Source organism: Ignavibacteria bacterium (assembly GCA_016873775.1).
GTDB lineage: Bacteria > Bacteroidota > Ignavibacteria > UBA10030 > F1-140-MAGs086 > JAGXRH01.
On the sequence record VGWC01000074.1, the window covers coordinates 1 to 11,828 of the forward strand.

The window sequence follows — 11,828 nt, forward strand, 5'->3', positions numbered from 1 at the left end:
TCCTTCTTGAATATCTCATCAAACATAAAGGCGATGTTGTAACACGAGAGAAACTACTCGACAAAATTTGGGGAAATGATGTCCGCGTGAATGATAGAACGATTGACGTTCACATCAGAAAAATTCGAGAGAAGTTAGGAGAGTTTGCCGATTGCATCGAAACGATAAAAGGCATTGGTTATCGAATGAAAGAGCAATAGTTATTCTAAAATTCGTCATGCCGAATTTATTTCGGCATCTTTACAAAGAGATTCCGGAACAAGTTCGGAATGACGTGATATGAAATGAAACTCCAAACCAAACTCAACATATTTTTTCTTCTGCTCGGCGTTGGAATTATTCTCATCGAATATTTTCTCCTTCACTTGCACGGGACTGCGCTTTCCACGTTGCTCATTCTCGTTTTTATTGCCATCGCCGGAAATATTCTTTCCAAACACATTGCAAAACCGATTAACGAAATTGCGCAAGCGGCAGAAGAAATTCGTTCGGGAAATTTAGAGAAAAGAATTTCTGTCTCGTCCAACGATGAAATTGGAAAACTTGCCGAATCTATAAATACGATGGTGCAAAAACTTAACGATGATATTGTGCAATTAAAAAAGTTGGAACAAGTACGCAGCGAGTTTCTCGGTAACGTTTCGCACGAATTACGTACGCCGATTTTTTCTTTGCAAGCATCCATCGAAACATTGTTGAATGGAGCAATTGATGATGCAAACGTGAATCGCGATTTCTTGCAGAAAGCATTGAACAATACACATCGTCTTAATGATTTGCTTTCCGATTTGATGGAAATTTCTCGCATCGAATCCGGCGAAATGAAAATGTCGTTTCGCTATTTTCCTTTGCACGAATTTCTCGCGCAAATCATTTCAGAATTTTCTTCTCTTGCGCAACAGAAAAAAATTTCTCTTTCTCTTGAATCAAATAACGAATCATTACAAGTATTTGGCGATAGAGAACAATTGAAAATTGTTTTCTCCAATCTCATTTCCAACGCACTAAAATTCACCGAGGAAGACGGAAGCGTCATTGTTTCGTACGAAAAAACAATTCCTGGTATTCGCTGTACGGTGAAAGACAACGGTTGCGGAATTTCCGAAGAACATTTGCCCAGAATTTTTGAACGCTTCTATCGCGTGGATAAAAATCGTTCGCGGGAACTTGGCGGAACGGGATTAGGACTTGCCATTGCAAAACATATTGTGGAAGCGCACGGAAGTAAGATTGATGTGCAAAGCGAACTCGGCAAAGGAAGTGCGTTTCGGTTTACGTTGAAAACGGAATAGCGTGACGTATAATGTTTTTCTTGTTTTCATTTCTCTATTTCTTATACTCTCCTCATCGCAACTTCTCACAATCTTCACTTAACAATTTCTTAACACGAAGACAATAATTTCTTTACAAGAGAACTATAAATTGTATGCAAATAAAACTTTGAAATTCTCTTACTCATTCACTACCTTTTGCTCGAATTTTTGAAACAAACCTCAACGATTTATGAAACTCGATAATCTTATTCAATCATTACTTCCTCGCGACGAAAAATTTTACATTATGTTCGAACAGTCCGCGCAAATTCTCTTCGATGCGTCGCTCGTAATGAAGAAATTTCCTACGGTAACGTTGGAAGAACGCCAAACGTTGTGTGCAGAAATTACCGAACATGAACATCGTGCTGATATTATTGCACATCAAATTTTTGCAGAACTTAGCGCAACATTTGTAACTCCGTTTGACCGCGAAGATATTCATCATCTTGCATCCTCATTGGATGACGTGTTGGATTATCTCGATGGAAGCGCACATCGGTTCGTGTTGTATAAAATTAAAGAATGCCCTCAGGCAATAGCAACGTTAATTGACGTTCTTCACCTCTCTATCACAGAACTTGCACGTGGAGTAGCGATGTTGCGTGATTTCCGTAATCCTGAACCATTACAAAAAATCATCCATAAAATCAATGATTATGAAAATCAAGCAGACAGCATTTTTGAGCAAGCCATCGCCAGATTATTTGAAGAAGAAAAAGATCCGATTCAAATTATCAAATTGAAAGAAATATATGTAGGTCTCGAAACAGCGACGGATAAATGCGAAGATGCGGCAAACGTCCTCGAATCGCTTTTGATTAAACACGCATAACTATTTTTTCATTGTTATAAATCATTCTTTATACTTCGATAATTTATCGTATGCTTACTTTTGTTATCATCATAATATTTATTGCATTGTTGTTCGATTTCCTCAATGGAATGAACGATGCCGCAAATTCTATTGCTACCGTTGTATCAACACGTGTACTCACTCCACGTCAAGCAGTTATTTGGGCAGCGTTTTTTAATTTTATTGCTGCGTTCGGATTTGGTGTTCATGTTGCAACGACGATTGGAAAAGGCATTGTTGAAGCGTCTATCATTTCCAATGAACTGATTTTTTCCACACTTATTGGCGCTTCACTTTGGACTCACTTTTGCACGCATTATGGCTTACCCATCAGCGTTTCACATTCTTTGATTGGAGGGTTAATAGGAAGTGGATTAGTAAAAGCAGGGTTCGACGGACTTGTAGCAGGTGGAATTATTAAGGTATCAATTTTTATTTTTTTATCGCCATTGGTCGGTTTTGTTTTTGGTTTGCTGTTAATGGTAACTGTAATGTGGCTTTTCCGAAATTTTTCTCCTCGAAGTGTTGACCGCACGTTTCGTTTCGGACAATTATTTTCTGCTGCGGCATACAGTTTAGGACACGGCACAAATGATGCGCAAAAGACAATGGGAATAATTGCAATTGTTCTTTATACAAATGGAATGTTAGGAAGTGAATTTTATGTACCCTTTTGGGTAATTATAGCCGCACATACGGCGATAGGATTGGGAACACTTGCCGGTGGATGGCGTGTTATAAAAACACTTGGAATGAAATTGACGCATCTTCGTCCTGTGGGTGGTTTTTGCGCCGAATCATCATCTGCATTGGTGCTTCTTGGAACTGCACTTTTTGGAATTCCCGTGAGTACAACACATACTATTTCGGGAGCAATCATGGGAGTTGGTTCTACGCAACGAGTTTCCGGTGTTCGCTGGGGAGTTGCAGGAAAAATAATTCTTGCATGGGTTTTTACAATTCCGGCATCGGCGATTGTTAGTGCAATCATTTTTGAATTGCTAAACTTATTGATGTGATTTAATTTTTTCTATGAACAGTGAAATACAAATCATAAAACATATTTTTTCTTTTGTAAAAAATATCGCCATTGTTGGACTTTCCGATAATCCCGAACGTTCAAGTTATGGAGTTGCATCCTATTTACTGCGCGCTGGTTTCACCATCGTTCCCGTTAATCCTGCAATTGAACATGTTTTTGGAATACCAAGCATTACTTCATTAAAAGATATTGGAAAGCCGATTGATCTCGTGAATATCTTCCGACGTTCAGAATTTGTTCCCGAAATTGTTGATGATGCGATTTCCATCGGCGCAAAATCTATCTGGATGCAAGAAGGAGTCATCAACGAACACGCCGCAGAACTTGCACGCGCAAACAACATTCCAGTAGTGATGAACCGATGCATTGCTGTCGCTCATCGGCTGCTACTGTGATATATGCTCGCTCTCGCCGCAATTCAAAATATTGTCAGTAAGAGAATCGCTCTCTTCATTTTCATTCTTGTTTTTTCATTTCTCACTCAACTTCATTCTCAAAAGAAAATTTCCATCTCCGGAACCCAATCGCCTCCAACGTATATTCGCAATGTCTTAATTTCGGGAAATGAAACAACAGAAGAAATTGTTATTCAACGCGAATTAACATTCACTCCCGGCGATACAATAAAAGCAGGATTACTCACGTACAACACAAGCCGTATTTATTCACTCGGATTGTTTAACAACGTTGATATACTTCCCGAAGCAGTTGCAACCGATTCTGTTGATGTACATATCTTCGTCAACGAACGATGGTATATTTTTCCATTTCCTGTATTCGGAATGTACGAAGGTGATTTCAAAAAGATGTATTATGGTGCGACAATTTTTCATACGAATTTTCGCGGAAGAAATGAGAAAATTGCTTGTTCGTTGGTTTTCGGATACAACCCGTTCGTTTCACTCTACTACTTCAATCCATTGGTTTACGATGAACCGCAACTATTTCTTGAAACACAACTCATTTCGCAAACCGTTCGCAATCTCAGTTCTCGGACAAAACAAAACGGAATGAATTATAACGAACATCATTACACCGCATATATCAATTTCGGAAGCCGTTTCGATGTATTCAGACGAATGACTTTTGGAGCAGAATTTAATTCTGTACAAGTGAAACAATGGTTTCCGAATAGGACGATTTCCAACAAAGGAATAGATAATTATTTCTCTTTGCGGATGAATTACAGTTATGATACACGCGACCTCGTACCATACGCTGGTTATGGCTCGTACGTTCGCGCAACATTTGCTAAACTTGGTCTCGAAGACAACGGTGTAAATTTCTCGCGACTCTATTTTGATTACCGTCGCTACTTTCCTTTGACACTTAATTCAACGTACACAATAATAATTGCGACGCGAATGTTTTCAACAATGTCCGAAGGCAAACAACTTCCTGTGTACGAGCATCTGTATTTTGGGTACAGCGAACGGTTGCGCGGACACTATGCCAAGGTAATGGAAGGCGACAATCTTGCAGGAAGTTCCATCGAAATCCGGCTTCCGCTTTTTTCACCCAAAATTTTTAAAGTCAATTTCATTCCCATCATACAATTTTCTGTGCTTCGATTTGGAATGTACGCCGCATTATTCGGTAATATCGGAGCAGTGCAATTTCAACCGATGAAATTCAACGAATATATGTTCGCCAAAGGATACGGCGCTGGAATACATTTCATTCTTCCGTACGATATTGTATTGCGAACAGAAGTCGCATTGAACGAAGTTCGCAATTCGGAATTTATTATTGAATTAGGAACTTCGTTTTAAACGTCATCTGTTTTCATCGTGAATAATTTCTTCCACACGCCTCCTGAATATATTTCTTCATCATCATTACAACTTGTTGACGAAGAATTTCACCATTGCGTAAATGTACTGAGAACAAAACTTGGAGAAATTATTTTCGTACTTGACGGAATGGGAAATTGTTACGAAATAGAATTGATGAAGAAAGGAAAAAGGAATGTCGAAGGGAAAATAATTTCCGTGCAGGAAAACTTTCACGAACCGAAAATTGATCTAACACTTGTCGTTGGACTTTTAAAAAATTCTGCAAAATTTGATTTCATTGTAGAAAAAGCAACCGAACTTGGCGTAAAGAAAATTATTCCGATGATTTCCGAACGTACAATTGCGAAATCAGCAAAAGTCAAGCGATTGCAAAAACTTGCATTATCTGCAATGAAACAATGCGGACGAGGATTTCTTCCAATAATTTCTGAAACAACATCATTACACGAAGTAATTTTTTCAAACATAAACTACGATGGAAAATATATTTCGTACGAATTTGCTCTTAAAAATACATATCCCGCAATCGCAAATCGAAAATCGAAAATCGTCGTTGTCGGAAGCGAAGGAGGGTTTTCAGAAAATGAAATCAAACAAGCGAGAGAAAATGATTTTGAACTGCTTTCATTGGGAGAACGACGATTAAGAACGGAAACTGCCGCGATTGTTATTTGTACAAAATTTCTGTTGTAACAATGTCATTCTGGGCGACGCGAAGAATCTCCCTTGATGAACCGTGAAATTATTCTCTGAAGAATTATTTTTGATGGAGTTTGAGTAGTATCAAATCGAATATCTGCAAGTTCATCATAATATTTCTTTCGTTGAAACAACTGCGATTCGATTTCTTCGAATAAGGATTTTTTCTTTGACAGTCGAATACGATTTTCATCGTTTGCTATTCTCGATTCAATCATTCCTGCGCTTGCATACAATAATATTATGAACGAATGACGTTTCAATAATTCTCGATTCTTTTTTCGTAAAACAATTCCACCTCCGCAATCAATAATTACACCGTTTTCATTACTAAGTTTTACTAAAACGTTACTTTCGACATCACGAAAATATTTCCAACCGTTTTTTTGAATGATAGAAGCAATTGTTCTCCTCTCGTTTCGCTCAATGACTGTATCGGATGAAAATACTTTTCGTTTTAATTTTTTCCCAAGCAATTTTGCAAGCGTCGTTTTACCTGTTCCTCGAAAACCAATAAGAACAATATTGTTTCTCTTATTCATTGTTCATTCCTCATTCTTCATTGTAAAAACTCACTCCAAAAATTTGGAAATGATTTTTCAACACAACGTGCTTGCATAATTTCTACGCTGGGAATTCGCAATCCAGCAACAGCAAAACTCATAGCGATACGATGGTCGTTTTCTGGATTGATTCGCCGTAGTAAATTATTTTTTTCTAAATGAACTTCATTGGGAATTATTTTCAATCCATCTTTGAGTTCAACGACTGCCGTTCCGATTTTTTCCAACTCACGAGCAAGTACTGCAATCCTATCGCATTCTTTATGTCGAAGATGTGCAACATTTTTTATCTCTGTCTCTCCTTTTGCAAATACAGCAACAATAGCAATTGTCGGAACAATATCGGGACAACGATTACAATCAACCGAAATTCCACTCAATTCATTACCGAAAACTGTTGCAGAATTTTCTTTCCATACAATTTTACAATTCATCTGCTCAAGAATGTCCAAAAAACATACATCCGCTTGTAACGAGTTTCGAGAAATATTTTCAATGGTAACTTCACCGTTGGTAACTGCAGCAGCAGCAAAAAAATATGATGCGCTCGATAAATCCGACTCAAGTGTTATCGTTTTGGGTTTGTATGTTTGAGGTTGTACATAAAACGAATTTCCAATTCGCTTTACATGTACGCCAAATTGTTTCATAACATCAATGGTCATCCCAACATAGTATTCCGAAACAATTTCTTTCGAACAATGAATTGTCAATCCGTTTTTCGTGAGAGGAGCAACGAGCAACAACGCACTGAGAAATTGTGAACTTCTCGACGTGTCGAGTTGAATTTCTCCTCCAATACTATTGCCTTCGTGAATGGTTACAGGTAAAGAATTATTGCTCGGTTCAAAATAGACTGCAAGTTGCCGAAAGACATCAAACATTTCTTTCATTGGTCGTTTGCGCAATCGTTCGCTTCCGTCAATCGTAACTTTTCCATTGGATAACATTGAAAGTGCAAGAAGAAAACGAACTCCCGTTCCATTATTTCCCATCGAAATTATTTTTGAAGAAGAAAACAATTCACCGCTCGCTCCAAGTATTTCAACTTCATTCTCATGTTCTTGAATTTGGATTCCTAATTGTCTCAGTGCGTTCAGCAGCAATTCACAATCTTCTCCAACTGGTCTGGGTGAAAGAACAGATTTTCCCTTTGCAAGTGCAGCGCATATCAAAGCACGTTGCGCCATACTTTTCGACGGAGGAAGAGAAATATTCTTTCTACAAAAATGCTGTGTCTGTATTGGAATTACAATGCTTTCAAAGATTTCAGATTTCATTTTTCAAATCACATATACGCATTACTGTCACTCAACGATTTTACTAGTACACTCTTCATCAAAGAAATTGGCGCTTTCTTTCCGGTGAACAACTCAAATTGTTTCACCGCTTGATTCAAAAACATTTTCCATCCTAAAACAATTGTTGCGCCGTTTCCCTTCGCAATGTTCAGTAATGGAGTTTCCATTGGGTTGTACACAATGTCGCAAACGATTTTCTTTTCCCAATTTTTATGTGCAAGTGAAAATATTTTTGGAAAATCTTTTGAAATAGAAAACGGAATAGTATTTATTAAAATATCAAATACGGCGTTAGAAAAATTATCGAGTGAGTCAACGTTGCAAGAATATATTTTCGAAAGTTGCGTTATTTTTGCCATTGTTCGATTGAAAATAGTTACGTTCGCGTTTTCCGCTTTTAACGCTGCAACAATTGATTTCGCTGCGCCGCCGCATCCCAAAATTGCGATTCGCTTATTGTGAAATCGAGTATTTTTTGGAAACGAATTTGTAAAAGCATTTCCGTCAAAATTATTTCCGAATAATTTTCCATTTCGCTTTGTGATGGTATTCACTGCTCCAATTTCATTTGCAACCAATGAAATCGAATCAAGAAATTGTATGACGCTTTCTTTATATGGCGCCGTTACGCTAAATCCATCAAATATGGAATAGAGTTTGTCAAGTTGTGTTACAGTACTCATTTCACAATTTACATACACAGCATTCGTATGCGTGTTACGAAACGCTTCATTGTGAACATAAATTCCCTTGCTATGTGAAACCGGATTTCCGATTAAACCGAAAACTTTGGTTCGCGAATTTAATTTTTTGAAATTGTACACGTTCAAAAGTTTTTCCAAAGAAATTTGTCCGCTTGCCGTTTTCATCGAATCATCGAGCGATGCGAAGGTTAGAAACGCATTATACTTTGACGCAAGAATGCGAGTGTTCTCTCCATTCTTTCCCATTCCGATTGCGATAAGTTTTCGATTTTCTTTTTTTGCTCTTTCGAGAAGTGAAAAGATTGGAAAAGTTTGTTCGAAGGATTTTGTTTCAACTGCAATTTTGATTACATCACAATTGAATGATTTCATTATTTCACACAATGAAAAAAGTTGCGTAGATGAAAGTTGCTTTTTGTGAGAAGAAAGAATGAATGTAGTTTTTGGAGAAATTGACTTGAGTTGTTGATAGAATTTTATTCCATTTGAAAACTCAACATCAAGAAATGCAGGTTTGTGTTTTGCAATTTCAATAAAAAAGTTTTTCCGCTCGCGTTCCGAATATTTCCACTTGCCAAATTCTTTTGGCGAACGAACAGTGAAAATACTTTTGGGAAAAAGATTTTTGTCTTTTAGTTGTTGAACAAAATCATTGAGCAAGAAAGATTCTTGCTCTACGGTATCCAAACGAAACTCTATTACTTCAGCACCCAATTGAACTGCTTTTTCAGCATTGAAAATTGTTTCAGAAATATTTTCAACAAAGAGCGAAACACAAAGTTTTGTTTTCATTGCTTCACTTTACTGTACAATCATTCAAGCAACGAAACGCAATTTCATTTTCCACACAAATATTGAACTGACATTGACCAAGTTTTTCAATTAGAGAGTATGTTATTCTTCCTTCTTTTGCTTTTTTATCAAATTGCATTTTTTTGAGAACTGCATGAGGTGAACAATTTTTGGGTAAACGTGTCGGAAGTTTACCACGCATGAGAATTCGTTCGATTCGCTCGACATCATGTTCTTTTAGCCACCCAAGTTGTTGCGAAATTTTTGATTCAGCAATCATTCCCATTGAAACTGCATAACCGTGACGAAGTTTATAATGCGAAAGCGTTTCAATTGCGTGCCCAACCGTGTGTCCGAAGTTGAGAATTTTTCGTGGTCCCGTTTCTCGTTCATCTTGTTCAACAATTTTTGCTTTCAGTTTGCAATTCCATTCAATCGTTTTTTTCAAAACAGTTTCATCTCGACTTACAATGTTATCCATTTCTTTTTCAAGAAACAGAAAAAACTTTTCATCCTGAATCAGCGCCTGTTTTACAATTTCCGCAATACCATTCACATATTCCGCACGCGAAAGAGTTTTCAAAAAATTTATATCTATGCAAACGTGCTTCGGCTGGTGATAAGCGCCGATTAAATTTTTTCCGAGTGGATGGTCAACAGCAGTTTTTCCGCCGCTGCTACTATCCACTTGAGCAAGCAATGTTGTTGGAACTTGCACAAACGGAATTCCGCGAAACAATGTAGATGCAACAAAACCCGCAACATCACCGACAACTCCGCCACCAAGCGCAATGATACAACTATCTTTTCCTGCGCCGCGCTGTATGATTTGGTTTTCTATTCCAGATTTTGTTTCGCGTGTTTTATATTTTTCACCAGCAGGAAATGGAGTGAGAAATACATTCAAATTTTTTTGTTCAAACAGAGTAAGAAAATATTTCCCGTAAAGTTTTGAAACATTGGTATCTGAAACAACAATGTAACGAAATGCAGGAAAATTCTTTTTCAATAAAACAGGAAGTTGCTCACTGATTCCTTTTCCAATCTCAATCGAATACGAATCGTCAACTGTTTTTTTAAGATGTACTTTTATCATTGTATCGTTCTACCAATCGCTGTTGCAATCGGGCGAATGTCGTTCATTAATTGAGAAAATTTATCTGCACAAACTGATTGATCGCCGTCAGAAACTGCATTTTCAGGTTTTGGATGAACTTCAATTATCAAGCCATCTGCACCACACGCAATAGCAGCGCGACTCATCGGCATAACCAAATCGCTTTTTCCCGTTGCATGACTTGGGTCAGCAATTATCGGCAAATGCGAAAGTTGTTTGATGACGGGGATAACATTCAAATCAAATGTGTTGCGCGTGTATTCAACAAACGTACGGATTCCACGTTCACACAAAATTACTTGGTCATTTCCACCTGCGAGTAAATATTCTGCCGCCATCAAAAATTCCATAAGGGTTGCGGAAAAATTTCGTTTCAATAAAACCGGTTTCTTTATTTTCGAAAGCGTGCGAAGGAGTTTTGTGTTTTGCATATTGCGTGCGCCAACTTGCATCACATCCGCATACTCTTCGACAAGTTCTGCATCATTCGATTCCATTACTTCGGTTACAATCTTCAATCCGGTTTCTTGCCTTGCTTTTTGTAAAAGTTTCAAACCGTCTTCACCCATTCCTTGAAATGCGTACGGCGATGTTCTTGGTTTGAATGCACCACCTCGTAAAATTTTTGCGCCGGATTTTTTTACGATTTCTGCTGTTGATAAAATTTGCTCTTCGTTTTCTACAGAACATGGTCCCGCCATTATGATGATTTCATTCCCTCCAACAACAACTCCATCAACATTAACAAGCGAGTTTTCTCTTTTAAATTCTCTGCTGACAAGTTTGTACGGCTTAAGAATCGGGATAACGTTCTCAACTTTTGGAAGCAATGCAAGTTGGTCGCGTTGAATTTTTCGCTCATCTCCGATGATACCAATAATCGTGCGTTCTGTTCCTTTTGAAACGTGCGCTTCAAGTCCGAGTTGTTTTATTTTTTCAACGACAATGTCAATATCGTTTTGCGTTGATTTCGGTTGTAAGACTATAACCATAAATATTTTCTTTCGCTAAAAACAAAAAAGCCCCATCTATTCGGGGCTTGGAAAATTATTGTATTAGTAATTGACGACAAGAATTAAACCGAGTCCCGCTGAAGAGGATTCGCATAATACCAATCGTAATATGTTGTTCCTGTTATCATAAATTGTGAATGAAAAGTAGGAAGACGAAGTGAGAAAAAAAAATTACCTTACATCAAAATTATGTTAGGAACTTCATGTATCAATCCTTTTTCTTTGCTCAATTGAAAAAGTAATTCCAATGCGTGCTTTCCTTTTTCTCCCATATTGATGGTCAGTTCGCTCACGTACATTTTCACAAATTTTTCACCAAGTTCGTAATTTATGCCGCGTCCCCATTGCATTGCGTAAGGGATTGCTTCGCTTTGATGCGTATAACCGTAGTGAATACTTTTTCTCAATCCTTCAGAAAGTTTTTTTGCAAGTTCTTCACCCAAATCTTTTCGCACAACATCAAGCCCAAGCGGGAGAGGCAAGCCATTGGTTTTTTCTTCCCACAATTCTCCGAAATCGAGAAGTTTATGAAATCCTTCGTCGTGATACGTGAGTTGTCCTTCGTGAATCAAAAGTCCAGCGGCATACGTTCCATCCAAAACTTTTTCCATTATTGTATCAAAAGAAATATC

The 11,828-nt window shown here is 37.7% G+C and carries 13 protein-coding genes; 7 read left to right on the forward strand and 6 right to left on the reverse strand.

Annotation, left to right across the window (positions count from 1 at the left end; genetic code table 11):
- The 7 genes from FJ218_09325 to FJ218_09355 all read left to right on the forward strand — a co-directional run.
- A partial coding sequence (locus FJ218_09325; GenBank protein MBM4167099.1) for a winged helix-turn-helix transcriptional regulator occupies positions 1 to 200 on the forward strand: 200 nt, incomplete at its 5' end.
- Between the two features lie 84 nt (positions 201 to 284).
- Entirely contained in the window at positions 285 to 1,292 is a 1,008-nt protein-coding gene (locus FJ218_09330; GenBank protein ID MBM4167100.1) for a HAMP domain-containing protein, read from the forward strand.
- 211 nt (positions 1,293 to 1,503) lie between these two features.
- Positions 1,504 to 2,148, forward strand: a complete 645-nt coding sequence (locus FJ218_09335) for a DUF47 family protein (protein MBM4167101.1) — start codon at positions 1,504 to 1,506, stop codon at positions 2,146 to 2,148.
- 50 nt (positions 2,149 to 2,198) lie between these two features.
- Positions 2,199 to 3,188 (forward strand): inorganic phosphate transporter, encoded by a 990-nt coding sequence (locus FJ218_09340; protein ID MBM4167102.1) that lies wholly within the window; start codon positions 2,199 to 2,201, stop codon positions 3,186 to 3,188.
- Positions 3,189 to 3,201: 13 nt separating this feature from the next.
- Positions 3,202 to 3,606, forward strand: a complete 405-nt coding sequence (locus tag FJ218_09345; protein MBM4167103.1) for a CoA-binding protein — start codon at positions 3,202 to 3,204, stop codon at positions 3,604 to 3,606.
- 3 nt (positions 3,607 to 3,609) lie between these two features.
- Positions 3,610 to 4,983, forward strand: coding sequence for a hypothetical protein (locus FJ218_09350; protein ID MBM4167104.1), 1,374 nt, complete (start codon positions 3,610 to 3,612; stop codon positions 4,981 to 4,983).
- 15 nt (positions 4,984 to 4,998) lie between these two features.
- Complete coding sequence (locus FJ218_09355) at positions 4,999 to 5,700, forward strand: 16S rRNA (uracil(1498)-N(3))-methyltransferase (protein ID MBM4167105.1); 702 nt, start codon at positions 4,999 to 5,001, stop codon at positions 5,698 to 5,700.
- Positions 5,701 to 5,705: 5 nt separating this feature from the next.
- On the opposite strand, the gene FJ218_09360 is transcribed toward FJ218_09355, so the two are convergent.
- The 6 genes from FJ218_09360 to FJ218_09385 all read right to left on the reverse strand — a co-directional run.
- Complete coding sequence (locus tag FJ218_09360; protein MBM4167106.1) at positions 5,706 to 6,248, reverse strand: shikimate kinase; 543 nt, start codon at positions 6,246 to 6,248, stop codon at positions 5,706 to 5,708.
- Positions 6,249 to 6,265: 17 nt separating this feature from the next.
- Positions 6,266 to 7,549 (reverse strand): 3-phosphoshikimate 1-carboxyvinyltransferase, encoded by a 1,284-nt coding sequence (gene aroA, locus FJ218_09365; protein MBM4167107.1) that lies wholly within the window; start codon positions 7,547 to 7,549, stop codon positions 6,266 to 6,268.
- 8 nt (positions 7,550 to 7,557) lie between these two features.
- The gene (aroE, locus tag FJ218_09370; protein MBM4167108.1) at positions 7,558 to 9,066 is read right to left on the reverse strand and encodes a shikimate dehydrogenase; all 1,509 of its coding nucleotides are present in this window, start codon (positions 9,064 to 9,066) and stop codon (positions 7,558 to 7,560) included.
- A 4-nt stretch (positions 9,067 to 9,070) separates the two neighbouring features.
- Positions 9,071 to 10,162 (reverse strand): 3-dehydroquinate synthase, encoded by a 1,092-nt coding sequence (gene aroB, locus FJ218_09375; GenBank protein MBM4167109.1) that lies wholly within the window; start codon positions 10,160 to 10,162, stop codon positions 9,071 to 9,073.
- Positions 10,159 to 11,175 carry a 3-deoxy-7-phosphoheptulonate synthase gene (gene aroF, locus FJ218_09380; GenBank protein ID MBM4167110.1) on the reverse strand — a complete coding sequence of 339 codons (1,017 nt, stop codon included), beginning with the start codon at positions 11,173 to 11,175 and terminating at the stop codon, positions 10,159 to 10,161. The genes aroB and aroF overlap by 4 nt, the downstream gene beginning before the upstream one ends.
- Before the next feature lie 197 nt (positions 11,176 to 11,372).
- Positions 11,373 to 11,828, reverse strand: a 456-nt coding sequence (locus FJ218_09385; protein MBM4167111.1) for an ABC transporter substrate-binding protein, incomplete at its 5' end; no start/stop codon positions are given.

Excerpts from the sequence above, each read along its gene's own strand:
- aroB (MBM4167109.1), bottom strand. The coding sequence starts at position 10,162 with ATGATAAAAGTACATCTTAAAAAAACAGTTGACGATTCGTATTCGATT.
- FJ218_09345 (MBM4167103.1), top strand. The coding sequence starts at position 3,202 with ATGAACAGTGAAATACAAATCATAAAACATATTTTTTCTTTTGTAAAA.
- FJ218_09335 (MBM4167101.1), top strand. The coding sequence starts at position 1,504 with ATGAAACTCGATAATCTTATTCAATCATTACTTCCTCGCGACGAAAAA.
- FJ218_09340 (MBM4167102.1), top strand. The coding sequence starts at position 2,199 with ATGCTTACTTTTGTTATCATCATAATATTTATTGCATTGTTGTTCGAT.
- FJ218_09350 (MBM4167104.1), top strand. The coding sequence starts at position 3,610 with ATGCTCGCTCTCGCCGCAATTCAAAATATTGTCAGTAAGAGAATCGCT.
- FJ218_09330 (MBM4167100.1), top strand. The coding sequence starts at position 285 with ATGAAACTCCAAACCAAACTCAACATATTTTTTCTTCTGCTCGGCGTT.
- FJ218_09360 (MBM4167106.1), bottom strand. The coding sequence starts at position 6,248 with ATGAATAAGAGAAACAATATTGTTCTTATTGGTTTTCGAGGAACAGGT.
- aroA (MBM4167107.1), bottom strand. The coding sequence starts at position 7,549 with ATGAAATCTGAAATCTTTGAAAGCATTGTAATTCCAATACAGACACAG.
- aroE (MBM4167108.1), bottom strand. The coding sequence starts at position 9,066 with ATGAAAACAAAACTTTGTGTTTCGCTCTTTGTTGAAAATATTTCTGAA.
- aroF (MBM4167110.1), bottom strand. The coding sequence starts at position 11,175 with ATGGTTATAGTCTTACAACCGAAATCAACGCAAAACGATATTGACATT.